A 24,864-nucleotide genomic window follows, 5' to 3' on the forward strand; every position below is an offset into this window, starting at 1 on the left:
AAGCCATGAAAGCGCCCATCTACCACCTGAGCGGAACCGTGGTCATCGATGACGACCACGAAGTCAATGATGCTTGGGTGGTCGATGGGCACGTTACCTTTTCCCGGCCAGCATCCGGGGCCGCCCACACCTTGACCGGGTTCTTCTTTCCGGGGCTCGTGGACGTGCACTGCCACGTCGGACTCGCAGCGCAGGGGCCGGTGGACCGGGCCACAGCGAGGGCACAAGCGCTTGCAGACCGCGATTCCGGTGTCCTGCTCATCCGCGACGCGGGCTCACCCTCCGATACCTCGTGGGTCGGCGAAGCAGAAGACCTGCCGCGGCTCGTTCGCTGCGGACACCACCTTGCACGGCCAAAACGCTACCTGCGCAACTACGGCGAGGAACTGGCGGACCCGAAAACTCTCACTGACCGACTCGTCGCCAATCTGGACGACTCAGATGGCTGGAACAAGATCGTCGCGGACTGGATCGACCGGGGCGTCGGGGACCTCACGCCGCTATGGACGCCAGAGCAATTGCGTGACGGCCTTGCAGCCGTGCACGCGCGTGGCGGACGGGTTACGGCGCACACGTTCGCGCGCGAAGCCGTGGGACCTCTGCTCGACGCTGGTATCGACTGCATTGAGCACGGCACCGGGATGACTGGCGACGATATGGCGCGTGCCAGCGCCGCGCACATTCCCGTGACCCCGACCTTGCTCCAGATCGCTCAGTTCGAGAGCATCGCCGCCGCAGGCCAGGAGAAGTTTCCGCGGTTTGCGAGTCGAATGCGCGCGCTCTATGAGCGGCGCTATGAGCAGGTGCGTGCGTTCCATGAGGCAGGGATGCAGATTCTTGTGGGAACCGATGCGGGCGGGACCATTGAACATGGGCGAATCGCGGACGAGTGTGCGGAACTCGTACATGCTGGTATCCCGGCGAAAGACGTTGTGGCGTTTGCCTCGTGGCGGGCACGAGACTACCTGGGCGTGGATGGTCTGAGCGAAGGAGCCTCGGCGGACATCGTCGGATACGCGCACGATCCGCGCAGGGACATCTCGGTGCTACAGACCCCAGACGCGATAGTGCTGCGTGGGCGACGCGTCGGCTGAAACTGGTGCCAGCCATCCGACTTTTGCCGTGAGCAGACACGAATGTGACTAAAGCCGCAGTGCAGGCCCGCCACAACGCCCGTCCCAGGGTGGAGTCGCGCACACTACTCTGGCATAATTTTCTTCTGTACTCGACAAATTCTGGCCCCTCTCACCAGAACGCGTTGTGTTCCCGGAGAAGGCGGACGCATTGTTTCCCCGATGTACGTCGCATGATCCAACCCAAAACAACTAGGAGTGACCACTAAAGTGGCTACCAAAATTCGTTTGAAGCGTCTTGGCAAGATCCGCGCACCTTACTACCGTGTCGTCGTTGCGGACTCCCGCACCAAGCGTGACGGTCGTTCGATCGAGGAGATCGGCAAGTACCACCCAACTGAGAACCCTTCGTTCATCGAGATTGACTCGGAGCGCGCTCAGTACTGGCTTTCCGTTGGCGCACAGCCAACCGAGCAGGTACTCAACCTCCTCAAGATCACCGGTGACTGGCAGAAGTTCAAGGGTCTTCCAGGTCAGGAAGGTACCCTTCGCGTGAAGGCCGCCAAGGCTGACGCCGCTGAACTCGTTGCCACTGCGGCAGCAGACGCTGAAAAGGCAAAGGCGAAGGCATCCGAGGCCAAGGCAGAAGCCGCAACTGAGGAAGCACCAGCAGAAGAAGCTTCGGAAGAGGCCTGATGCTAGCCGACGCCCTCGAGCACCTTGTGCGAGGTATCGTCGATCACCCAGACGACGTGACTGTTCGTTCCAAGAACTGGCGCCGTGGTGACGGCGAACTCCTCGAAGTTCGTGTACACCCCGAGGACCTGGGTCGCGTCATTGGACGCTCTGGACGAACCGCACGCGCGCTGCGCACCGTTATCGGTGCCCTTGCAGGTGAGAAGGCCGTACGCGTTGACGTCGTAGACGTCGACCGACGCTGACACTAACGCATCACTTGGGCCCGGCCACCACACGGTGGCCGGGCCCATTGTTTTTGTTCATTATTTTGCCTCTCCGATGTTGCGGTTCTGTAGGCGATGTTGCGGGTTTTCAAGGTGACAGTGCCGACAGAGCCGAAACATCGGTTTGGTGAGTTGGTGCACGCAGCGCTGGGTACACTTGAACAGATTCACGAGAAGTTATGAAGGAACCGCATGGAACTCACGATTGCACGCATTGGTAAGGCGCACGGGCTGCGTGGCGAGGTTGCTCTCGACCTGCGCACGGACATCCCCGAGGAACGTTTTGTGAAGGGGACCAACATCAATACCAGCCCGGCAGAACGTGGCCCGCTCACTATTGCTCGCACCCGCGTTGCGAATGGCCGCTGGTACGTCCACTTTGAGCAGAGCGTGGACCGTACGTTCGCTGAATCGCTGAACGGCGTGGAACTCGTGGTTCAGGCCGAGGAATCCGATGAGGAGGATGCCTGGTACGTGCATGAACTTGCCGGTCTCGCGGTGGAACTGACCGATGGCACGGTGGTGGGGAAGGTCGTCGGCCTCGAACATCTCCCGGCTCAGGATGCATTGGTGGTCAAGGAAAAGAACGGCACCCGCACCTACATCCCATTCTTGGAACGCTTCGTACCAACCGTCGATGTTCCGGGTGGGCGCGTGGTCATCACCCCGCCGGGCGGGCTGCTGTCCACCGACACCGAAAACCTCGTGATTTCCGACGAGACCTCGGGCGTACAGGAGTCCCCAGCTTCCAGCGGCGAGGGCGAGGAACGCTGAGCCGTGCGCATCGACGTTATCTCGATTTTCCCGCAGTTCTTCGACGCTCTCGGATTGTCCCTGTTCGGTAAGGCCACCGACAGCGGGCTACTCGGATTCAGTGCACACGATCTACGTGAGTGGGCGACCGATAAGCACCGTTCTGTCGATGACACTCCGGCTGGCGGCGGTGCGGGAATGGTCATGAAGGCCGACGTGTGGGGTAAGGCTCTCGAAGAGGTGTTCGCTGAGCCCGTAACTCCTGGTGCAGCCTTGGCCGATAGCTCCGAGGGCGTAAGTGTTGCCGCTGTTGATATGGTGTCCGGCACCGATTCGTTGGACGGAACTGAAACTGCGCCTGAGGCTGCCATGGGCCGCGGTGGACGAGCACCACGCCGGGTCCTTGTGATTCCCACGCCATCCGGTGAAACGTTCACGCAACGTGTTGCAGAGGACCTCGCCTACGCAGACCACCTCGTCTTCGCGTGTGGACGCTACGAGGGCATCGACTCCCGCGTCGCCGAGCACTACCGCGAATCAGACGTCGAAGTCCGCGAACTGTCCATAGGAGACTACGTACTCAACGGTGGGGAAGTGGCCTCGATCGTCATGATCGAAGCAGTCGTGCGCCTGATTCCAGGATTCATGGGCAACCCAGAATCACTCGTCGAGGAATCACACGGAGCGGCAGGACTCCTCGAATACCCTGTGTACACGCGCCCCGCGAACTGGAACGAACGCGACATCCCGCAGATCCTCATGAGTGGCCATCACGCCAACATCGCCCGCTGGCGCCGGGAACGTGCCTTCGACAAGACGATGGCCCGCCGCCCAGACATGATCGAAGCGTTGAACCCAGAACAACTCGACAAGAAGGACCGAGCCTACCTCCAGGCGGCTGGCTGGCGCCGCCAGCCGAACGGCCACTACCTACGCCCGCTGGAGGGCGAGTAGGTGCTGGTAGGCGGCAGGCTCGTCGGGAGTCTGAGCAGCCAAGAGTGACCAACGCTACGGACTTACCGGCCCGAGGGTGATGGCGCATGACGGCGTGAATATGCCAGAATAGATCCTTGGTGTGTGTTCATGGAATCTGCCATGGGGGACTCCGCGGAACGCAAACACGCCACCCAATCGATGAAAATCGGGACCACTCCACGCTGGGTGGCCCATTATGTCGTGCCTGACCTGTGGCAGGACGAGGAGAATCACATGCAGAAGCTGGACTTCGTTACCGAGGGTGCCCTGCGCACCGACATCCCTGCGTTCCGTGCGGGTGACACCGTCAAGGTCAACGTAAAGGTCGTTGAAGGTAACCGTTCGCGTATCCAGGCATTCCAGGGCGTTGTCATCGCACGCGTTGGCGGCGGAATCGGTGAGACCTTCACCGTTCGCAAGATCAGCTTTGGTACCGGTGTTGAGCGTACTTTCCCGCTCCACGCACCAACCATCGAGTCGATCGAGGTCATCACCCGCGGTGCCGTTCGCCGCGCGAAGCTGTACTACCTCCGTGGTCTTCAGGGTAAGAAGGCGAAGATCAAGGAAAAGCGCGACAACCACGCTAAGTGATCTTAACCGCCGCTGATTCTTGAGCGGTGGAACGTGAAGGGGCAGCCGCCTGTGCGGCTGCCCCTTTTGCGTGCCCGGTGTTTGGCGTGGCACCTCAAAGGTGGATGCGTCGATGGGGCGGTTTTGATCCTGAGACATGGTTTTTGTGTGCGCCTCCGGGCCAATTTGACCCCATCGAAACTAGATAGGGAAACCCGATGTGAAGAATGCGTACACGTCGGTGGACGTTCCCACTGATGCGCCGGGTAATCGGCGTAAGATACTTTGATGGTGCCATCACGAGTGGTGCCGACAATTTTGACACCGACAGGAAGCCCGCGTGAGCGAACAGCAGATCCCCGCCGAGAGCGAAGAAGAACACACGCCGAAGAAGGGATCAATCCTTCGCGAGACCGCGATCATCCTAGTCAGCGCGCTGGTTCTGTCGTGGTTGCTCAAAACCTTCCTGGTGCAGGCCTTCTATATTCCAAGCGGTTCCATGGAGGACACGCTCCAGGAGAACGACCGCATCCTCGTGTCCAAGATGGTTCCGGATGTGTTCGATATCCATCATGGCGACATCGTGGTGTTCAAGGACCCCGGTGGGTGGCTCGGTTATAACGTATACGAGGAAGACACGGGTCCTCAGGCGGCTCTTCGCAAAGGGTTGACCTTCATCGGGATCCTGCCGCAGGATGCCGGTTCTCACCTGGTCAAGCGTGTCATCGGAATGCCGGGAGACACGGTGAAATGCTGTGACGCAGACGGTAAACTCACTGTCAACGGCGTTGCCATCGATGAGACCGCCTACCTCAAGGAGGGCGAGGCACCCTCGCACATGGACTTCGAGGTTGAGGTCCCCGAAAATGCCCTGTGGCTGATGGGCGACAATCGCTCTGGCTCGGCCGATTCACGAGCCAACCTTGGTGGACCGGGCGGTGGATTCGTGCCGATTGACAACGTTGTGGGCACAGCCTTTGTGAAAGTGTGGCCGTGGGAACGCGCCGGCTGGCTCAAGAACCCCGGGGATGTGTTCGAGGACGTTCCAAAGGACCAGTGAAAGTAGCGGGCAGTCGCCGACACCAACGCCATGAGCCGTACCCACCCGTTCATTACCACCCCACACGCGAAAGTTTCATGAAACGACTATGAACCTTGATATCGCAGAGAACTACCTCTTCCAGGTCACTCCAAGCCAGGAGGACGAGGCGCGGCAACTCATTGTAAAAAAGCATGAGGCCGCATTGGCCCGTAAAGCGAAGAACGGCTCGAAACAGCGCGTGTTCGCGGACCTGACCCATGAACGTTCACTGCTGGAACGTGGTGCTCGTTTGGTGGCGGGTATGGATGAGGTGGGGCGTGGTGCTCTGGCGGGTCCGGTCGTTGTCGGCGTATGTGTGGTCGACACGGCGACGGTCGACCCGCCTCTCGGCCTCACCGACTCCAAACTGATCGCTACAGACTTGCGTGATGCATATGTGCCGCTGATTCGCGGATGGGCGAGGGACCATGCGGTGGGTTCGGCATCGGCGGATGAGATCGATGAACTGGGCATCATCGGCGCTCTGCGTGTGGCCGGACAGCGGGCTCTGGCATCGGTCGAGGCGCGAATCGGCCCCGTGGACACGGTTTTGTTGGATGGTTCGCATGACTGGCTCACTGAACCGGAGCAGGACCTGTTCTCGCTGATGGAGGGTCCGACGCACGCACCTGTCACCGGCTATACACAGCCGCGGGTTGTGACCCGGGTCAAGGCCGACATTGCCTGTGCCGCAGTATCGGGTGCTTCGGTTCTGGCGAAGGTCGCACGAGACCGCCTCATGACTGAACTCGACCGCGAGTTTCCGCAATTCGGTTGGGCAACGAATAAGGGGTATGGTTCCTCTGGTCATAATCTTGCGTTGGCCACGGGCGGTCCGGTGAGGTATCACCGCCGCAGTTGGAATCTGCCGATTCTGGCTGCTACTACACACGAGGAAAAAGAAGGGCTCGGGACACTATGAGTGCTGCTGACCTTGAAAACTATGAGAATGACATGGAACTCGCGCTGTACCGCGAGTATCGGGATGTCGTTCAGTTGTTCTCGTACGTGGTTGAGACCGAACGCAGGTTCTACCTGGCGAATAGGGTGGACTTGCAAGTACGTTCCGCCGCCGGTGAAGTTTATTTTGAGGTGCACCTGCAGGATGCGTGGGTGTGGGATGTGTACCGGTCCAAGCGGTTCGTGAAGTCAGTGCGAGTGGTGACGTTCAAGGACGTGAACGTTGAAGAACTCTCGCGGGAGGAACTGTCCATCTAGTTTTATTGGCGACGAATCGTCCGGTATGTTGTTGGCTCACCCACTTAGGTGGCGTGTTTCCCCAAGCTTTTCCACCGTGTTGAACAGTCAAGTTATCCACTGGTCGAGCCGAGGTTTTATGTGATGGTCATGTCCTTTAGCGATGCTGGAGGACATGACCATCACTTCTGTTTCAACTGATCAGCCTTTGAACCGCCAGGAAATCGGCGCATTCGGCGAGGAGCTTGCCTGTCGTTTCCTCACGGAAAAGGGCTTCGAGGTGCTGACACGCAACTGGAGGCCTCATACAGAACATGTGCGCGGGGAACTGGATATTGTCGCGCGTGACGGAAACTCCCTGGTGTTCTGCGAGGTCAAGACGCGGACATCCCAGATCATGGGTTCACCGTTCCATGCGATTGATGGACGTAAGGTTGGTGCGCTGCGGAAACTCGCAGCAGCCTGGCTTTCCGGCCAAGACCAGAGGTTTGAAGCGGTCAGAATCGATGCCATCGGCGTTCGACTGGAACTCGACGCCACGCGGAGGCGGGTTGTCACTGCACGGGTTGAACATCTGATGGCGGTGGCGTGATGGGGTTGGGACAGTCTAGCTCTATCGCGCTGGTTGGCCTGCAGGGATATCAGGTTGCGATCGAATCCCATCTGACGAGTGCGCTGCCGAACTTCACGATCGTTGGGTTGCCCGATGCCTCTCTCAATGAGGCAAGGGATCGAGTTCGCGCTGCTATCGCAACGACCGGCTTTGATTTTCCGGCCCGGAAGGTCACCATCAATCTTGCACCTGCCTCGTTACCCAAATCTGGACCATCGTTTGATGTCGCGATTGCCCTTGCGGTCTTGGATTCAGCGGGTGTCCTACCCAACCGCGTGGACGCGGCAACGGTGTTTCTTGGAGAACTAGGGCTTGACGGTCGAGTTCATGAGGTCTTGGGAGTGTTGCCCGCGGTGGCGGCGGCGCGTGCCACAGGATTCAAGCGTGCGGTTGTGCCGGTGGGGAACCGCCGGGAGGCGGAACTCATAGGCGACATCGAGGTCATTGGGATCGAACATCTGGCACAGGCTGCTGCGCTGTGTGGGGCGGAAGTGCCCGTACCGCAGTTGATGTCGCGATCTGGGGCGCGAACAACGCCGGGTTCAACGTTGCCTGCTGCATCCGGCGACATGCGCGAGGTTCTGGGGCAACAAACCGCCAAGTTCGCACTCGAACTGGCTGCAGCGGGCGGACACAACGTGTTCATGGTGGGGCCGCCAGGAACGGGCAAGACAATGCTGGCCTCGAGACTGCCGACTATCTTGCCGGAACTCACGAGCAGCGAGGCATTGGAGGTCGCGTCGATTCACTCCGTGGGCGGCCTCTTCGATCCCGCAGGTGGATTATCTACGACACCGCCTTTCGAGAGTCCACATCACACTGCCACAGGGGCGGCAATCATTGGAGGTGGCAGCGGACGTGTAAAGCCCGGTGCCATCTCGCGCGCACATAGGGGAGTGCTCTTCCTTGATGAGGCACCGGAGTTCTCGGCTCGAGTGTTGCAGACCCTGCGCCAACCACTCGAGAGTGGTGCCGTTGCCATCAGCAGGGCGTCCGGCACGGCAACGTTTCCGGCACGGTTCCAACTGGTGGCAGCGGCCAATCCCTGTCCCTGCGGAAACGCACACGGCGATGGACGGAACTGCGTGTGCACAGCCCTTCATAAACGGCGCTATATGCAGCGGCTTTCAGGTCCACTCATGGACCGCATCGATATCCAGATTCAGGTCTTACAACTGGTCCCAGGTGCTGCAAGCACCCGGGAATCAGAATCCTCTGCGGTCATCCGGGCGCGGGTTCAGGCCGCGCGTGCCGCAGCGGCACATCGGTTGAGGGACACGGGATGGAATACCAACCGAGAAGTTCCTGGATCATGGATACGAGGCGTGCTTGGTTCACATAATCCGTGTCTGACCTTCGTCAACAAAGCGGTTGAGAAAGGAACGCTGACGATGCGTGGCGCGGATCGAGTGCTTCGCGTTGCATGGACCCTTGCCGATCTGTCTGGGCGTACAACACCTACTGTTGATGATGTGCATCAAGCGTTGACGATGCGGGTTCTCTCGGGGGTGTCTCTATGAGTGGCGATACGCTCGAGCGCGATGCAGCAATGTTCTGGGCCGCCGTCACAGAACCAAATGACCATATCGCTGGCCTTCTGGTCTCTCACCTTGGACCTGCTGAAGCTCGGAAGTGGCTATCTGCGATAGGAACTCGCTCCGATGCGATCAGCGACGCAACCGTGGATCGGCTAGGCCTGTCTGGAGAGATGGGAGCCAGGCGCCTTGCCACTGCGGTTGCGCGCTGGAACACCCGCCGCGACACCATCGACATCCAGGAACTGAGGCGACGTACCGAACTCCTTGGCGCTCGGTTCATTATCCCCTGTGATGCGGAATGGCCGCAGCAGTTGGCTGACTTGGGTCCGGGTGCACCGTCGGGGTTGTGGGTGCGTGGGGATGCGACGGTGGTGGCGAAAAGTGGCTATGGTGCAGCGATCGTCGGTGCGCGGGCTGCGACCGCCTATGGCGAGACGGTGACTGCGATGCTTGTGTCACGCATGGCCGAGCGGGGACTCACTGTTGTGTCTGGGGGAGCATTTGGCATCGATGCATGTGCCCACCAATGTGCACTACGCATGCAAACACCGACTATTGCGGTGCTTGCAGGAGGTATCGATCAACTCTATCCGGCTGCGAACTCTGATCTATTGCGCGCCATCGAGTCATCTGGCGGCGCGTTGGTGAGCGAGAGTGCCCCGGGCAGCACTCCGATGAAATCGAGGTTCTTGTCGCGTAATCGGTTGATTGCAGCTCTCAGTGGCGCCACTGTTGTGGTCGAGGCCGCGTGGCGGTCAGGCTCGCTCTCCACGGCGAACCATGCGCTGGAACTCGGACGTCCAGTGGGCGTGGTTCCAGGGCCGATTACCTCTGCGCAGAGTGCGGGTTGTCATCGGTTGTTGCGGGAGAGTCCGGCTGAGGTTCTATCGACACCGGAAGACGTGGTTGACCTTGTTCCGGGACAGCCTAAGGTCCAGGTTCAGGCGGGCAGTGGTTCCAGATCGGATGCGGAACAGTTTGATCCGATGGAACTCAGAGTGCTTGATGGCCTTAAGCGGAGCACGCCTGTCTCAGTTGACGATCTGTGTGTGGCATCGGGGTTGGCTCCAGCGGAGGTGCTGATGACACTCTCCAGGCTTGAGTTTCGCGGTGCGATCCGACAGGATCTACGTGGCTGGCACCGGAGCAGGTAAGCCCTGTTACAGAGAGATGGTCATTGTTATAGAACCGTAATCAAGTGCATCGATGTGAAGGTTTTGCGGGCAAAATGCCGTTTTTCTCGGTGATGCCATCAAGAATGTTCAATATGTGAGACATTCACCTGTGAATCCTGGCCTGGAGCGGGGGTATGGGGACTGGTGCAGGGGGTGAAATTCCCCTATAGTCGAGACTGTTGCGCATGGGCTTGCCGATTGGAAGGGTAATCCGATCGCATCGGTGCTGGTAGAAAACGCACACACGGCTTGAACGCAGGAATGTGAATATCTTGTAAGGGAGGTGTTCAAGTGGATTTGGTCATGGATGACTTCGTGAAACACTTGAGCCTTCGTCGAGGATACTCGCAGAACACGTGCCGTGCCTACGCCGCTGACGTGCGCTCGCTCCTAGAGTTCCTTGCCGAGCGAGATGTCGAGTGGCAATCAGCGACTCTTACAGATCTGAGAGCCTGGCTAGCCCATCTCTCCCAGCGCAATGGCTCCCAAGCGACCATCGCGCGAAAGGGCGCCGCCGCTCGCGGGTTCTACGGCTGGGCAGCAGATCGCAATCTGGTGGAGGTTGACCCCTCGCTACGCCTTCGTACGCCCGCACCATCGAGCAGGTTGCCAGAGGTGCTCTCTGTCGCGCAGGCGAATCTGCTGCTTGATCACGCGCAGTTAAGCGCTGCAACCGATGAGCCGCCTGCGCTGCGCGACTGGGCCGCAACTGAACTGATGTACTCGTCTGGATTGCGGGTTTCTGAAGTCTGCGCTCTTGATGTGAACGATCTCAATCTGTCGCAGCGTAGCGCACGAGTCATCGGTAAGGGCAACAAGGAACGCGTCGTGCCGCTCGGGCAGCCCGCGACTCATGCTCTCACGATGTGGTTGAGCAAGGGGCGCCCTCAACTGGCCAGCGCCTCCTCCGACAAAGCACTGTTTCTAGGTGCCCGTGGAGGTCGCTGGAACGTTCGATCACTGCGAGAAACCGTGCATCGACTCGCCGCCGCCGCAGATGTTCCGGACCTCGCACCACACGCTGTGCGCCACACCGCCGCAACCCACCTCCTTGAGGGCGGTTCGGATCTGCGTACGGTTCAAGAACTTTTGGGGCACTCCTCGTTGCAGACCACGCAGCGTTACACGCACGTCACCGTCGAACGTCTCAAACACGCATACCTAACTGCCCATCCTCGAGCCTAACCAACATAAAGCACCATCACCCCCGCCAAACCCGTCAACAAAAAGGAACATCGTGGAAACGTCCCCCGCGTTTGACCTGAAGTCCTTGCTTTCAGGCGCGAATTCCCATCGTGCACTCAGTGCACTGGCCGATTGTGGCTGCTCAGACCTCTATGGTCGACTCATCGATATGTGTTCTGACCAGGACATCGTGGGCGGCCATTTGCCGCAGGGTGCGGTTGCCCTCATGTGGGAGCGCTATGCGGTCTCGGCCTGCGTGCATCTGCGTGAGGAACTGATCCTGCTCTATGCGCCCCTTGTCTCGTTGATCGCGCACAAGGTCGGTTCAAAACTACCCAGTTCCGTCGAGGCGGCCGACCTCGTGTCCTACGGTACGTTTGGCCTCATTGACGCAATCGATAAGTTTGATCCGAGCCTCGACATCAAGTTTGAAACCTACGCATCGACCCGTATCAGGGGAGCGATCCTGGACCAACTGCGGGCCTTCGACTGGATCCCACGCTCAGTTCGCGCGAAAGCTCGCGCCTACGACCGGGCTTACCTTGAGATTGAAGCTGAGAAACATCGCGTCCCAACCAATGAGGAGCTTGCATCCAGGCTCGAGATCTCAGACAAAGAGTTGCGTCAAATCCAGTGGCAGTTGTCCTCAACCAATCTGGTAGCACTCGACGAGGTTGTGGGCACCGGTGAACGCCTTGAACTGATCTCGGCAATCGAGTCCGTACAGCGCGCAACCACCGTTGATCCCGCTCTCGCGTTCGATCAGCAGGAGGGGCGTGAGATTCTCGGGCGGATCATCGATCTGCTCAACGAGCGCGAGAAGATCGTCATCTCGCTCTACTATTTCAAGGGCAGCACGCTCGCCGAAATCGGTCGGGCGCTTGGTGTCAGTGAGTCCCGCGTTTCGCAGATGCACTCCTCCATCCTTGTCCGCCTGCGTACGAGTCTCGCAGTCGCTGAAGGCCGAGACGTCTAGCGTTGCAGAACGGCTTCCTCCCTTCTCCTCGATTCACACTGTCGATTTCGGTGCCGAGCCAAAAGTGTTGTAACTCTGCCTCCATGAGGGCTCGTTGTGGCAGTCTTGGCTCGGTAGCGTTCTAGGCCCCTTGCTTACACCGACTTGGGCAACTCAGGTAGAACAATCAATTCGGCTTAAGTACGATCTGCACCCACCCACCCATGAGCCGCCACGGGTCTAGGTAGTCCCTACCATCGACATGTCCCACATGAATGCACCGATCTTGACAGTGGGCCATGCTCTTGGCCGCGGTGTGGCCGAGCAGATCCCCGGCAAAGACCGGTGCGCCAACCGCGAGATCAGATTCAAGTGGTTCATATGTGACGCGGGTGCCATCGGCGCGGCTCACGCTGACAACCGGCTTGCCAGCCACGGTTCCGGAAAAACTCACCGTGCCCTCCGCAATCGCGTATACAGGGTCGCCGGGGTCCGCTGCGAAATCAATTCCACGATGCCCGCTCAGCCAGCGCTGGGCTGGTGGCTCAAAATCATGCATGATCACCCCGATGTCCACCAGTATCGGACGGGTTATATCGGTGGTGGACATATCCAGGGAGACTGGTAACTGCACGGCTCCATGATCCGAGGGAGCAGGGGCCTCGGCAGGAACGGCGCTCGGCGCCGTGATCGCCGCGGTGACTGACAACGCAATGTGCGTCGACAGGGCAACCAGCCTGATCGTCGTCAATCCAAAAAATCTCGGTGCAAGCCCCACATCCACTGCCATGCTCGCACTCTATGCAATGTGCCTGTAGGCGCAGGAATATGTGTACCGAATCACGCCCAATCTGTGCACAAACTGCTCGTGGTAAGACATGTGAATCCGGTAGACTTGAACCCCATCAGGGTAGAAGTGTGCCTACGGGCGTGCTCGTGTCCGCGGAATCAAACCCGCAGGTACACCCAGATGACAAAAAGCGCTCGCGTCCCACTGCAGACATAGTGGGAACTCACGTTCACTAGTGGTCCGCCTCGGCGGTTGTGACGTGTGGAGCGTGGAGATCTCCCCAAAGGGGAGATGCCAACCCAAAGAACGCGACCAAATCGGTCGCCCGAATGTGTGTAATGCAGGGGAGGATCCCCGGTTGCACCGAAAGGAAATCGCCATGGCAGTAGTAACCATGCGCCAGCTCCTCGACGCAGGTGTTCACTTCGGACACCAGACCCGTCGCTGGAACCCAAAGATGAAGCGCTTCATCCTCACCGAGCGCAACGGCATCTACATCGTTGACCTCCAGAAGTCGCTTTCGTACATCGACCGTGCATACGAGTTCGTCAAGGAAACCGTTGCACACGGTGGCTCGATCCTGTTTGTCGGTACCAAGAAGCAGGCTCAGGAACCAGTCGCAGAGCAGGCAGCACGCGTGGGAATGCCATACGTGAACCACCGCTGGCTGGGTGGTATGCTCACCAACTTCTCGACCGTGAACAAGCGCCTCCAGCGTCTCAAGGAACTCGAGCAGATCGACTTCGACGACGTTGCAGGTTCCGTTTACACCAAGAAGGAACTCCTCATCATGCGCCGCGAGAAGGACAAGCTCGCACGCACCCTCGGCGGAATCCGAGACATGGCGAAGGTTCCTTCGGCAATCTGGATCGTGGACACCAACAAGGAACACCTTGCTGTTGACGAGGCACGCAAACTTGGCGTGCCAGTCGTGGCAATCCTTGACACCAACTGTGACCCAGACGTAGTTGACTTCCCAATCCCAGGTAACGACGACGCGATCCGCGCCGTACAGCTCCTGACCCGTGTCATCGCCGACGCTGCTGCAGAGGGCCTTGTGGCTCGCAGCAAGGGTGGCAAGACCGGTGCCGCTGACGCTGAGCCACTCGCAGAATGGGAGCGCGAGCTCCTCGAGACCGGCGCAGAAGCAGCAGCTCCAGCAGAAGCAGCACCAGTTGCTGAAGAAGCTAAGTAAGACCCACTGAAGTCTTAAAAAATTGGCGGCCGGTCAAACCGGCCGCCAATAGTCTTGACAAGCCACCACAGTTTAAGGACAAACAATGGCAAACTACACTGCCGCTGACATCAAGGCGCTTCGCGAGCGCACTGGTGCTGGAATGCTTGACGTCAAGAAGGCTCTTGACGAGGCAAACGGTGACTCGGAGAAGGCTCTCGAGATCATCCGCGTTAAGGGTCTCAAGGGTGTCGCGAAGCGTGAAGACCGTGCAACCTCCGAAGGCCTCATCGCCGCAGACATCAAGGACGTTGACGGTGCCCAGGTTGGTACCCTCATCGAACTGAACTGCGAAACCGACTTTGTTGCAAAGGCCGCTAAGTTCATCGAACTCGGCGAGACCGTTCTCGCAGCAGTTATCGCTTCCGGTGCACAGTCTGCTGAAGAGGCACTCGCCGCTGAGGTGGACGGTCAGAGTCTCAAGGACCTCATCGACGCAGAAGCAGCAACCCTCGGCGAGAAGATCGTTCTTCGCCGTGTTGCAGTTGTATCCGGCCCAGCCGTGACCGCTTACCTGCACCGCACCGCAAAGGACCTGCCACCATCAATCGGTGTTTTCGTTGTCACCGACGCAAACGCTGCTTCGGTAGCCAAGGACGTTGCACAGCACGTTGCTGCGCTGTCCCCAGAGTTCCTCTCCCGCGAAGACGTTCCAGCCGAGAAGGTTGACAACGAGCGTCGCATTGCCCAGGACACTGCTCGTGCAGAAGGCGCTAACAAGCCTGAGCACATCATCGAAAAGATCGCTGAGAACCGTCTTGGCAAGTTCTTCGAGGAAGTTGTTCTTGTGGAGCAGCCTCTCGCAAAGGACCCATCCAAGAAGGTCGGTCAGGTTATCGCTGACGCCAAGGGTGAGCTCAAGAGCTTCGTCCGCTTCCGCGTAGGCGCCTGAATCCAGGCAACGTCAAATGCCCGGTCCCGCAACTCGTGGGGACCGGGCATTTGATGCACATAGCCGAATTTCCGCCCCTTGACCCTTAGGGCCACGGCGACTCACGCAACAGGTCGAATCTCGGTACTGACGTGGGAATAAGAGTAGTGTCGTACTTGGCGTACCAAGTGCTTTATTTGAGTAGAACCGGAGTAGTTCCATGTCCAGTACCGAAACCAGTTCCACAGTTGCGTCCGAGGCGACAACAACGCCGCGCACTGCGCGCCGTGTTCTGCTCAAGCTCTCGGGTGAGGCTTTTGGTGGTGGACAGATCGGACTTGCCTCCGATGTCGTGCGTCGCGTTGCCGCGGAGATCGCCGCTGCAGTGGCGCAGGGCGTTCAAGTGGCAATCGTGGTTGGTGGTGGTAATTTCTTCCGCGGTGCCGAGCTTTCGCAGCAAGGACTGGACCGTGCGCGCGCCGACTATATGGGTATGCTCGGAACCGTCATGAACTGCCTGGCCCTTCAGGACTTTCTCGAACAGGCTGGTGTCTCCACCCGCGTTCAAACTGCCATCACGATGGGTCAGGTTGCAGAGCCGTACATTCCGCTGCGTGCCATCCGCCACCTTGAAAAGGGGCGCGTGGTGATTTTTGGTGCTGGCGCCGGAATGCCCTACTTCTCCACTGACACGGTTGCCGTGCAGCGTGCACTCGAGACCGGTTGCGAAGAGGTTCTCATGGGCAAGAACGGGGTGGACGGCGTGTACACATCCGATCCGCGAACCAACCCAGACGCAGAACTCATGGACGAGGTCTCGTTCACCGACGCGCTCGTTCAGGGCCTTGGTGTCATGGACGCCGCTGCGATGAGTCTCGGCCGTGACAATAACCTGACCATGCGCGTCTTCGGCATGGACGAGGAGGGCAACGTGACCCGCGCACTCGTCGGCGAAGAAATTGGTACCGCCGTCACCGCCGACTAGGCTGGTATCTAGTTTCCCAATCTCAACGTGCCCGGTAGGGTGCACAAACTCAAGGAGTTAACAATGGACGAGATCCTTCTCGAAGCCGAAGAAAAGATGGAACGCGCGGTCGAGGTCGCCAAGGAGGAATTCGCTGGAATCCGCACGGGACGTGCGAACTCCGGCATGTTCTCCAAGATCATGGTGGACTATTACGGTGCCCCGACTCCGCTCCAGCAACTGGCATCGTTCAACATCCCGGATGCTCGCACGGTTTTGATCAACCCATTCGACAAGTCCGCTATGACCGTCATCGAAAAGGCGCTGCGCGAATCGGACTTGGGAGTGAACCCGTCGAACGACGGTGTGGCCATCCGTATCGTCATGCCGGCACTCACTGAAGAACGCCGCCGTGACTACGTGAAACTTGCCAAGACCAAGGGCGAGGACGGCCGCGTATCGATCCGCTCCGTACGCCGCAAGGCAAAGGACCAGATCGACAAGGCCGTCAAGGATGGCGAATATGGTGAGGACGAGGGTGCTCGTGCCGAGAAGGAGCTTGAGGCTCTGACCAAGCGCCACGTTGAAGCCATTGACGCGCTGCTTGCTGGTAAAGAAGCAGAACTCCTCGAAGTCTGATGAGTCAGCCGGACGCAGCGTCCGAGGTGGTTGCCTCGCGGGCAACCCGTACGGGTAGGAACCTGCCGGTAGCGATCACAGTGGCAGTCGTATTGCTTGCTGCGGTCGCCTCCTCGCTGTTCTACCGCAAGGAACTGTTTGTTGGACTCGCCGTCATCGCGGTCTGCCTGGGCCTATATGAGTTGGGTAAGGCATTCTCCGTGCGCGATATCAGGATTCCGTTGCTGCCGGTCATGGTCGGCACCGCCGGGATACTGATTTCCACCTATATCTCTGGGCCCGAGGCTTTGATGGTCTCCTTTGCGCTGACCGTCGGCGCGGTGGTGGTGTGGCGTGTGATCGACGGTGGCGGTATCGAGGCTGTCCGTGACAGTGCCGCGGGGCTTTTCGCAGCAGCCTACCTTCCACTCATGGGCGGGTTCGTGATGCTGATGCTCGCGGCCGATGACGGTCCAATTCAGGTTGCGATCTTCATTCTGCTCGCGGTCGCCAATGATACGGGCGGCTTCTTCGCGGGTGTGAAGTTCGGCAGACACCCACTTGCCCCGACGATCAGCCCCAAGAAGTCATGGGAGGGTCTCGCGGGATCGTTCGCTTTGACCATGCTTGTGGGAGTCATCGGAGCCACGTTCTTTCTGCACATGAATCCAGTCGTTGGCGTGATCCTTGGTCTGATCACCCCGATCACGGCAACGGTCGGTGACCTGGCCGAGTCACTGATCAAACGCGATCTCGGGCTCAAGGACATGGGTACGCTGCTGCCCGGACATGGCGGGGTCCTGGATCGTCTGGACTCACTGCTGCTCACTGCCCCGTTCGTGTACCTGATGTTCTCATCGGCAAGTGGTCTACCGGTATAGACACCCTCAGGTAGGGTGCGCATAGGATAAAGAGACGCTCAAGCGCGAGTTTTAAACGCCAAGGAAGGTAGTTGCATGGCTGGGATGTTTGACACCGTGTCGGGAATGAAAAAAGGTTACGACATTGACGAGGTCGATGATTTCTTCCAACACGCACGCGAAGTCTACGAGGGCGTGGCCAGTGAGCCGTTGACCCACCGTGACATCCACACGTGCGTGTTCGACGTAATCCGCAAGGGCTATGACACGGATCAGGTGGATGCAGCGCTCAACAGGCTTGAGAACGCCTTCGTGGCTCGTGAGAAGCAGTTGATTTTGACTCAGCGGGGTCCAGAGGCCTGGAGCGCAACCCTCAATGAACGGGCACAGACCCTCTATCCACGTCTTGGGCGTCCACGCGGTGAACGCTTCGCGCACCCGAAAGGCAGTGGTTACTCGATTGAGGAAGTCGATAACCTGTGTGCGAACCTGGTGAAGTTCTTTGACGGTAAGTTGCGTGTGACGGCATCGGAACTCCGCGCTATCACGTTCGGTGCGGCACGCGGTAAGAACGCGTACGAGGAAGCATCAGTCGACGCCTTCATGGCTCGCGCAATTGAGGTGCTGCTTGGTGTCGAATGACTCCCGTGACCGGGTGGTCGTTCTCGGCTCTACCGGTTCGATCGGTACGCAGGCGCTTGATGTCATGGGGCGTCATCCTGACCGGTTCGAGGTGGCAGGGTTAAGCGCTGGGGGAGGAGACCTCGACCTTCTCGTGCGTCAGGCAACCAGTTTCAACGTTCCTGTTGTTGGCGTCGCCGATGCAGGCCGCGCCGGCCTCCTCCAGGAGAAGCTGACGGCTGCCGGAAGCAAGGCCCAAGTCCTCGCTGGTCCGGAGGCCTCGACGCAGTTGGCAGGTATCCCGAGCGACACTGTCTTGAACGGTATCACCGGTTCGGTCGGGCTGAAGCCGACTCTGGCCGCGCTTGAGAGTGGTGCGACTCTGGCCCTCGCGAACAAGGAGTCCCTAGTTGTCGGCGGACAGTTGGTCAAGCAGGCGATGCAGCGTCCCGATCAGATCGTTCCAGTGGACTCGGAGCATTCGGCGATGGCCCAGTCCTTGCGCGGTGGTCGGCGTAGTGAGGTCACGAAGTTCATTCTGACCGCATCGGGAGGGCCTTTTCGGGGCTGTACTTCCGAGCAACTGACTCAGGTGACGCCGGAACAGGCGCTTGCACATCCGACGTGGAACATGGGGCCGATGGTCACGATCAACTCATCGACCCTGGTCAACAAGGCGCTAGAACTCATCGAAGCCCACCTGTTGTTCGATGTTCCGGTGCAGGACATCACGGTTGTCGTACACCCACAGTCGGTCATCCACTCGATGGTCGAGTTCATCGACGGAAGCACGATCGCCCAGGCGTCGCCTCCTGACATGCGCCTGCCGATCGCTTTGGGCCTGAGCTGGCCCGAACGTATTGAGAACGGCTCTGTCTCAGTCGACTGGACGCAGTCACACGCCTGGGAGTTTCTGCCGTTGGACAGCGCGGTGTTCCCAGCAGTCGACTTGGCGCGTGAAGCCGTACAGGCCTCCGCAACCCACCCAGCAGTGTTCAACGCGGCCAATGAGGAATGCGTCGATGCGTTTCTTGCGGGCCGGATCGGATACCTTGACATCGTCTCCACTGTGCGGCGCGTGCTTGAAGATCACGCAGCGGTGGGCGGTGAGGTCATGCTTGACGATGTGCTTGAGGTTGAGTTGTGGGCGCGACGTCGCGCCCACGAAATCATTGACGCCATATAGGCGTGAGGTTTCTTGGTATTCGTTCAGGTTCATGCGGCAGACTTGATTCGCTGATTGTGGCGATACTTTTGAGGAAGTGATATGGCGTATCTCGTCGGGGTCCTGATCATCTTTGTCGGGGTCTTACTCTCCATCGGCCTGCACGAGCTGGGCCACCTTGTGCCTGCCAAGAAGTTCGGTGTGCGGGTCCCGCAGTACATGGTCGGTTTCGGGCCGACCCTGTGGTCGTTCAAACGTGGAGAGACCGAGTACGGCATCAAGGCGATTCCGCTGGGCGGATATGTCCGGCTGGTCGGTATGTACGCGCCAGGCGATCCACGCCGGGACCAGAGGAAGGGGCGCCTGGCCGAGTTCGTGCAGTCCGCACGTGACGCGAGTGCCGAGGAGATCCTTCCGGGCGAGGAACATCGAGCCTTCTACAACCTGTCCACACCCAAGAAACTTGTGGTGATGTTCGGCGGTCCATTCGTCAACCTGGTGATCGCGTTTGTACTCTTCGTCGCTATTTTCACGACATTCGGTATTCAGCAGCCCACTTCTACGTTGGGTAGCGTCTCGCAGTGTGTCCTACCTGCCACCGCACCTGCGGATGCCACGTGTGCGGATGACTCCACCCCGGCGCCCGCCGCTGCGGCAGGGCTGCTGCCCGGCGACACAATTACGCAGTGGGACGGCCACGAGATCACCTCGTGGGAGCAGCTTACGCAGCTCATCGGACAATCTGGCGACCGTACGGTCGCCATCACGTTCGTACGCGGCAGCGAAACGCTGACCACGCAGGCCACCCCAATCGTTGAAAAGCGCCCGATTTACGACGATATGGGTATGTTGGTGACAGACGCTGCAGGTGAGATGGTGCTTGCGGACAAGGGCTTTATGGGAATGGGATCGCTCGTTGAACGCAGACCTGTTCCCCTGACTGATTCGATTGAGTACTTTGGCCAGCAACTCAAGATGACCGGGCAGATCATCGTGCGGTTGCCGCAGCGGCTCGCGGATGTTGCGCAGGCCGCGTTCGGTACGGCGGAACGAGACCCGAACTCCGTTGTCGGACTTGTGGGCATCGGACGTTTCGCTGGGGAGCTGGCTTCACAGGACACAGGCTCAGAGGTCGCGGAGACTGCGGCCTCGCTCGCATTGCTCGTGGCTTCGTTGAACCTTGCGCTGTTTGCCTTCAACATGATCCCGCTGCCTCCGCTTGACGGGGGACATATTGCGAGTGCCCTTTATGAGGGTGCCCGCCGTCAGGTTGCGCGTGTGCGCGGACGGGGCAATACCGGGCCGGCCGATACCGCACGGCTGCTCCCGGTTGCATACGTCATGTTCTTCGTCCTGACCGGGATGGGGCTGCTGCTCATCTACGCAGACATAGTCAATCCGATCAGGTTGTTCGGCTAACCAAGCATGGTGTGAAGCCCATGTGTGGAATTGGTGGCACTGCGCGTGATCTGGCCCGCGTTATTCGTTTCCACCTGTAAAAAGGTGGATAATAGTGGGGTGAGTGTTCCAATTAACCTCGGTATGCCGTCTGCCCCAGCACCAACTCTTGCACCGCGTCGAAAGACCCGCAAAATCCAGGTTGGCAAGGTCGCGGTCGGTGGCGATGCGCCGATCTCAGTTCAGTCGATGACCACGACAGCCACAACGGACATCAACGCAACCCTGCAACAGATTGCCGAGCTCACCGCGGCTGGATGTGACATCGTGCGTGTTGCCGTCCCCAGCGCGGACGACGCGGCAGCGCTTCCCGCAATCGCGAAGAAATCGCAGATCCCGGTTATCGCGGACATTCACTTTCAACCGAAGTACGTCTATGCGGCAATCGATGCCGGCTGTGCGGCCGTGCGCGTGAACCCTGGAAACATCCGCAAGTTTGATGACCAGGTGAAGCAGATCGCTCAGGCTGCTGCGGACGCCGGTGTCTCGATCCGAATCGGAGTCAACGCTGGATCCCTGGACCCGCGCCTGCTGAAGAAATACGGCAAGGCCACCCCAGAGGCGCTCGTTGAATCGGCTGTGTGGGAGGCCTCGCTGTTCGAGGAGCACGGCTTCCACGACTTCAAGATTTCGGTCAAGCACAACGACCCGGTCGTCATGGTGCGTGCCTACGAACTGCTTTCGGAACGCGGTGACTGGCCGCTGCACCTTGGCGTGACCGAGGCTGGCCCCGCTTTCCAGGGAACAATCAAATCTGCGACCGCATTCGGCGCTCTGCTGTCTCGCGGTATCGGTGACACGATTCGCGTCTCGTTGTCGGCCCCTCCGGTCGAGGAGGTCAAGGTTGGAAACCAGATTCTCCAGTCGTTGAACCTCAAGCCACGCAAACTCGAGATCGTCTCATGCCCATCGTGTGGCCGCGCACAGGTTGACGTATATACCCTTGCTGAGCGAGTCACTGCTGGTCTCGAAGGACTGCCGGTTCCGCTGCGTGTCGCCGTCATGGGCTGCGTTGTCAACGGACCAGGTGAGGCCCGTGAAGCTGACCTGGGCGTGGCCTCAGGCAACGGCAAGGGCCAGATCTTCGTGAAGGGTGAGGTCATCAAGACTGTACCGGAATCAGAGATCGTGGAAACCCTCATCATGGAAGCCATGCGCATTGCGGACTCGATGGAGAAGACCGGGGATAGCCCTGTTGTTACCGTAGGCTAGAGCCCATGAGTATTTTCGTCTCTGCCCGACGTACGCCACAGTGTGATGCGCGCGTGCTCGCAAAGGACGAATGGCCAGTTGCCCTGCGTATCGCCCAACAAGACCCTGTGTCCTATATCCTTGCGATCACGCACATCAACTCAGGGTTGGTGCACGGCGTCGATATGGGGGAGTTGTGGGGGTTCCCCGCCAAGGGGCCGGTGCAGGCCGTGTGTTGGATGGGCGCCAACCTCATCCCGATCATTCCCGATCCCGATCCCGAACTGAGGTCCGAGGCGCTTATCTCGTTTGCCGCTATGGCCGCCTCGTCGAACAAACGTTCCTCGTCCATCGTCGGGCCTTCGGACTTGGCACTGGCGCTATGGCGGAACCTGGAGGGCTCGTGGAAGAGCCCTCGAGAGATCAGGGCATCACAGCCGTCGATGGCGATTGCCTCAACCCCGCTCATTGAGCCGGACCCGGACGTCAAGGTGGCCCGCTGGAACGATTTCGATGCGCTCTTGCCTGCGAGCGTACACATGTTCATTGAGGAAGTCGGCGTTTCGCCGCTGTCGTTCGGTTCGGCGCAATACTCGATGCGGGTACGCGAGTTGATTGCAGATAACCGGTCGTTGCTGCGCTACGCCTCAACCCTTGAAACCAGGAGTGGTCGCAGTGACGAGGTGATCTTCAAGGCGGATTTCGGGGCTGTCACGCCCGATGTCGCTCAGGTTCAAGGGGTCTGGGTGAGCCCCGAATATCGAGGGCGGGGTCTTGCGGCCCCTGCGGTGGCCACGGTCGTGGAGCACGGACTGAGCACCATTGCACCAACCGTGTCGCTGTACGTCAATGACTACAACCGTCGTGCGATCTCGGTGTACCGGAAGGTTGGATTCGAGCAGGTTGGCGAATACGCGACCGTGCTCTTCTAACGCCAATGCGGATGCGTGATGCCTTGCGGGCTTGCAGTCCTGCCTGGAGCCTCCAGAACGCTGGGGCCGTAGGATCGGCGAGTCTGTGACAAACCCGCTTGGCCGCGTGAGCGATTAAGTGCGTGGACACCCACAAAACCGTATTAACCTTAGATCTATGCTTTTACGCCTGTCTAACCTGTTTGTCCGCTCCCTTCGCGAGGACCCAGCAGATGCTGAAGTGGCCAGCCACAAGCTACTTGTGCGCGCCGGCTACATTCGCCGTGCCGCACCCGGTGTCTACACCTGGCTGCCGCTTGGCTTGCGTGTCCTTGACAAGGTTGAGCGGGTGGTCCGCGAAGAGATGGACGCTGCCGGTGCGCAGCGGGTGCACTTCCCAGCACTTTTGCCACGTGAACCCTATGAGGCAACGAACCGGTGGACAGAATATGGCCCGAATCTGTTCCGGTTGCAGGACCGCAAGGAAGCTGACTATCTTCTTGCCCCCACGCATGAGGAGATGTTCACCCTCCTGGTCAAGGACCTTTACTCCTCGTACAAGGATCTGCCACTGACGCTGTATCAGATTCAGACCAAGTACCGGGATGAGGCGCGTCCTCGTGCAGGGTTGATCCGTGGCCGCGAGTTCATCATGAAGGACGCCTACTCGTTCGATCTGACCGATGAGGGCCTGAATGAGTCATACCAGAGGCAACGTGACGCATATGAGCGGATCTTCACACGTCTCGGCCTCGAATACGTCATCGTTGCGGCGACCTCGGGCGCTATGGGTGGTTCACGTTCCGAGGAGTTCTTGACCCCAACCGCGATCGGTGAGGACACGTTCGTTCGTGCGCCAAGCGGATACGCGGCAAACGTTGAGGCGGTTGTGACAGCGGTGCCTGAGTCAGTCGACTTCTCGGATGCCCCAGCAGCGCGTGTGGTGGACACTCCGAACACCGGCACGATTGAAGAACTCGTTGCACATCTCAACGCTCACTTCCCACGCGAGGATGGCCGCGAATGGAACGCGGGGGACACCCTCAAGAACGTTGTCGTCGTCGCGAGTGACCCTGAGGGCAACCGTGAACTCCTTGTCATCGGCGTGCCGGGAGATCGCGACGTTGACATGAAGCGCCTTGAAGCCTCCCTTGCACCACGCGAGGTCGAACCTGCTGGGGATGGTGACTTCGCCAAGAACAAGGTCTTGGTGAAGGGCTACATCGGTCCACAGGTTCTCGGACGGACGAACACCGGTGATGACACTGCGATCCGGTACCTCGTAGACCCACGCGTCGTGTCGGGTACCCGCTGGGTGACCGGTGCCAATGCGGACGGGCAACACGTGATCGACCTGGTTATGGGTCGTGACTTCGTTGCGGACGCCACGATCGAGGCTGCCCAGGTGCTTGCGGGTGATCCAGCACCGGATGGTTCCGGCCCGCTCGAACTCGCTCGCGGCATCGAGATCGGTCACATCTTCCAGCTCGGACGCAAGTACGCGGAGGCACTGGGACTCAAGGTGCTCGACGAGTCCGGTAAGCAGGCCGTGGTCACCATGGGATCGTATGGCATCGGTGTCTCGCGCGTGATGGCAGCGCTTGCCGAGGCCAATCACGATGACAAGGGCCTTGCATGGCCAGCACACGTTGCACCAGCGCATGTGCACATCGTTGCGACCGGTAAGGACGAGGCCGTGTTCGAGGCCGCCGAGAAACTTGGTCAGGGCCTTTCTGCGCGCGGTGTCGAGGTCATCTACGACGACCGTCCAAAGGTTTCCCCAGGCGTGAAGTTCAAGGACGCTGAACTGTACGGCGTGCCGTTCATCGCGGTTGTCGGCCGTGGCCTTGCAGATGGTGTGATCGAGTTCCGCGAGCGTGTGGGCGAATCGCAGCAGGTCGCTTTTGACGATGCCGTGGACACGATCACCGCGGCCGTTGCAGCGAAACTCGCTGAGTAATCCTCACCGATTACGTGAAAAGGGAGGGCGTCCGCCCTCCCTTTTCTGCTGCGCGCTATAGATGGACAAGCGACGAGACGGTTGTGACAGAGGAGCCCCTGCGCTGGGACCGCAGACGGGCTGAGAGTCGCCGACTCGTCGTGA

At 59.5% G+C, this 24,864-nt stretch carries 26 protein-coding genes; 25 read left to right on the forward strand and 1 reads right to left on the reverse strand.

Going from position 1 to position 24,864, the window contains the following annotated elements:
- Positions 1-5: 5 nt before the first annotated feature.
- The 14 genes from ACFSYH_RS11190 to ACFSYH_RS11255 all read left to right on the forward strand — a co-directional run bounded on the left by ACFSYH_RS11190 (position 6) and on the right by ACFSYH_RS11255 (position 12,098).
- Positions 6-1,094, forward strand: a complete 1,089-nt coding sequence (locus ACFSYH_RS11190) for an amidohydrolase family protein (protein ID WP_377467039.1) — start codon at positions 6-8, stop codon at positions 1,092-1,094.
- 249 nt (positions 1,095-1,343) lie between these two features.
- Positions 1,344-1,769, forward strand: coding sequence for a 30S ribosomal protein S16 (gene rpsP, locus ACFSYH_RS11195; RefSeq protein ID WP_377467040.1), 426 nt, complete (start codon positions 1,344-1,346; stop codon positions 1,767-1,769).
- Positions 1,769-2,014, forward strand: a complete 246-nt coding sequence (locus ACFSYH_RS11200) for an RNA-binding protein (RefSeq protein ID WP_377467041.1) — start codon at positions 1,769-1,771, stop codon at positions 2,012-2,014. Before rpsP ends, ACFSYH_RS11200 begins: the two co-directional genes overlap by 1 nt.
- A gap of 213 nt (positions 2,015-2,227) precedes the next feature.
- Positions 2,228-2,809, forward strand: coding sequence for a ribosome maturation factor RimM (gene rimM, locus ACFSYH_RS11205; RefSeq protein ID WP_377467042.1), 582 nt, complete (start codon positions 2,228-2,230; stop codon positions 2,807-2,809).
- Between the two features lie 3 nt (positions 2,810-2,812).
- Complete coding sequence (gene trmD / locus ACFSYH_RS11210) at positions 2,813-3,742, forward strand: tRNA (guanosine(37)-N1)-methyltransferase TrmD (RefSeq protein ID WP_377467043.1); 930 nt, start codon at positions 2,813-2,815, stop codon at positions 3,740-3,742.
- A 255-nt stretch (positions 3,743-3,997) separates the two neighbouring features.
- Complete coding sequence (rplS, locus tag ACFSYH_RS11215) at positions 3,998-4,354, forward strand: 50S ribosomal protein L19 (protein ID WP_377467193.1); 357 nt, start codon at positions 3,998-4,000, stop codon at positions 4,352-4,354.
- A 319-nt stretch (positions 4,355-4,673) separates the two neighbouring features.
- Positions 4,674-5,393 carry a signal peptidase I gene (lepB, locus tag ACFSYH_RS11220; RefSeq protein ID WP_377467044.1) on the forward strand — a complete coding sequence of 240 codons (720 nt, stop codon included), beginning with the start codon at positions 4,674-4,676 and terminating at the stop codon, positions 5,391-5,393.
- Positions 5,394-5,481: 88 nt separating this feature from the next.
- A complete protein-coding gene (locus ACFSYH_RS11225) occupies positions 5,482-6,336 on the forward strand; it encodes a ribonuclease HII (protein ID WP_377467045.1) in 855 nt (284 codons plus the stop codon).
- Entirely contained in the window at positions 6,333-6,632 is a 300-nt protein-coding gene (locus tag ACFSYH_RS11230) for a DUF2469 domain-containing protein (RefSeq protein WP_377467046.1), read from the forward strand. The genes ACFSYH_RS11225 and ACFSYH_RS11230 overlap by 4 nt, the downstream gene beginning before the upstream one ends.
- A gap of 154 nt (positions 6,633-6,786) precedes the next feature.
- Positions 6,787-7,203, forward strand: a complete 417-nt coding sequence (locus ACFSYH_RS11235; RefSeq protein WP_377467047.1) for a YraN family protein — start codon at positions 6,787-6,789, stop codon at positions 7,201-7,203.
- Positions 7,203-8,744: a YifB family Mg chelatase-like AAA ATPase gene (locus tag ACFSYH_RS11240; protein ID WP_377467194.1), complete on the forward strand. Its 1,542-nt coding sequence runs from the start codon at positions 7,203-7,205 to the stop codon at positions 8,742-8,744. The genes ACFSYH_RS11235 and ACFSYH_RS11240 overlap by 1 nt, the downstream gene beginning before the upstream one ends.
- Complete coding sequence (gene dprA / locus ACFSYH_RS11245; RefSeq protein ID WP_377467048.1) at positions 8,741-9,916, forward strand: DNA-processing protein DprA; 1,176 nt, start codon at positions 8,741-8,743, stop codon at positions 9,914-9,916. Before ACFSYH_RS11240 ends, dprA begins: the two co-directional genes overlap by 4 nt.
- Positions 9,917-10,240: 324 nt before the next feature.
- Positions 10,241-11,122 (forward strand): tyrosine recombinase XerC, encoded by an 882-nt coding sequence (locus tag ACFSYH_RS11250; protein WP_377467049.1) that lies wholly within the window; start codon positions 10,241-10,243, stop codon positions 11,120-11,122.
- Positions 11,123-11,174: 52 nt separating this feature from the next.
- Positions 11,175-12,098 carry a FliA/WhiG family RNA polymerase sigma factor gene (locus tag ACFSYH_RS11255; protein WP_377467050.1) on the forward strand — a complete coding sequence of 308 codons (924 nt, stop codon included), beginning with the start codon at positions 11,175-11,177 and terminating at the stop codon, positions 12,096-12,098.
- Between the two features lie 166 nt (positions 12,099-12,264).
- On the opposite strand, the gene ACFSYH_RS11260 is transcribed toward ACFSYH_RS11255, so the two are convergent.
- On the reverse strand, positions 12,265-12,867 hold the full coding sequence (locus ACFSYH_RS11260; RefSeq protein ID WP_377467051.1) for a M23 family metallopeptidase: 603 nt from the start codon (positions 12,865-12,867) through the stop codon (positions 12,265-12,267).
- A 379-nt stretch (positions 12,868-13,246) separates the two neighbouring features.
- Between ACFSYH_RS11260 and rpsB the strand changes: the two genes are divergently transcribed.
- The 11 genes from rpsB to ACFSYH_RS11315 all read left to right on the forward strand — a co-directional run bounded on the left by rpsB (position 13,247) and on the right by ACFSYH_RS11315 (position 24,720).
- Positions 13,247-14,062, forward strand: coding sequence for a 30S ribosomal protein S2 (gene rpsB, locus ACFSYH_RS11265; protein ID WP_377467052.1), 816 nt, complete (start codon positions 13,247-13,249; stop codon positions 14,060-14,062).
- 85 nt (positions 14,063-14,147) lie between these two features.
- Entirely contained in the window at positions 14,148-14,993 is an 846-nt protein-coding gene (tsf, locus tag ACFSYH_RS11270; protein ID WP_377467053.1) for a translation elongation factor Ts, read from the forward strand.
- A 199-nt stretch (positions 14,994-15,192) separates the two neighbouring features.
- Positions 15,193-15,957, forward strand: coding sequence for a UMP kinase (gene pyrH / locus ACFSYH_RS11275; RefSeq protein WP_377467054.1), 765 nt, complete (start codon positions 15,193-15,195; stop codon positions 15,955-15,957).
- A gap of 63 nt (positions 15,958-16,020) precedes the next feature.
- A complete protein-coding gene (gene frr / locus ACFSYH_RS11280; protein ID WP_377467055.1) occupies positions 16,021-16,575 on the forward strand; it encodes a ribosome recycling factor in 555 nt (184 codons plus the stop codon).
- Complete coding sequence (locus ACFSYH_RS11285; RefSeq protein WP_377467056.1) at positions 16,575-17,435, forward strand: phosphatidate cytidylyltransferase; 861 nt, start codon at positions 16,575-16,577, stop codon at positions 17,433-17,435. Before frr ends, ACFSYH_RS11285 begins: the two co-directional genes overlap by 1 nt.
- 75 nt (positions 17,436-17,510) lie before the next feature.
- Complete coding sequence (locus tag ACFSYH_RS11290) at positions 17,511-18,056, forward strand: DivIVA domain-containing protein (RefSeq protein WP_377467057.1); 546 nt, start codon at positions 17,511-17,513, stop codon at positions 18,054-18,056.
- Positions 18,046-19,221: a 1-deoxy-D-xylulose-5-phosphate reductoisomerase gene (dxr, locus tag ACFSYH_RS11295; protein WP_377467058.1), complete on the forward strand. Its 1,176-nt coding sequence runs from the start codon at positions 18,046-18,048 to the stop codon at positions 19,219-19,221. The genes ACFSYH_RS11290 and dxr overlap by 11 nt, the downstream gene beginning before the upstream one ends.
- A gap of 81 nt (positions 19,222-19,302) precedes the next feature.
- Complete coding sequence (locus ACFSYH_RS11300) at positions 19,303-20,619, forward strand: M50 family metallopeptidase (RefSeq protein ID WP_377467059.1); 1,317 nt, start codon at positions 19,303-19,305, stop codon at positions 20,617-20,619.
- Positions 20,620-20,742: 123 nt separating this feature from the next.
- Positions 20,743-21,870 carry a flavodoxin-dependent (E)-4-hydroxy-3-methylbut-2-enyl-diphosphate synthase gene (ispG, locus tag ACFSYH_RS11305; protein WP_377467195.1) on the forward strand — a complete coding sequence of 376 codons (1,128 nt, stop codon included), beginning with the start codon at positions 20,743-20,745 and terminating at the stop codon, positions 21,868-21,870.
- Positions 21,871-21,875: 5 nt separating this feature from the next.
- Positions 21,876-22,781: a GNAT family N-acetyltransferase gene (locus ACFSYH_RS11310; RefSeq protein WP_377467060.1), complete on the forward strand. Its 906-nt coding sequence runs from the start codon at positions 21,876-21,878 to the stop codon at positions 22,779-22,781.
- A gap of 157 nt (positions 22,782-22,938) precedes the next feature.
- Entirely contained in the window at positions 22,939-24,720 is a 1,782-nt protein-coding gene (locus ACFSYH_RS11315; protein WP_377467061.1) for a proline--tRNA ligase, read from the forward strand.
- The last annotated feature ends 144 nt before the right edge of the window (positions 24,721-24,864 follow it).

Source organism: Populibacterium corticicola, from assembly GCF_042683685.1.
GTDB classification, from domain to species: Bacteria; Actinomycetota; Actinomycetes; order Actinomycetales; family Cellulomonadaceae; genus Timonella; species Timonella corticicola.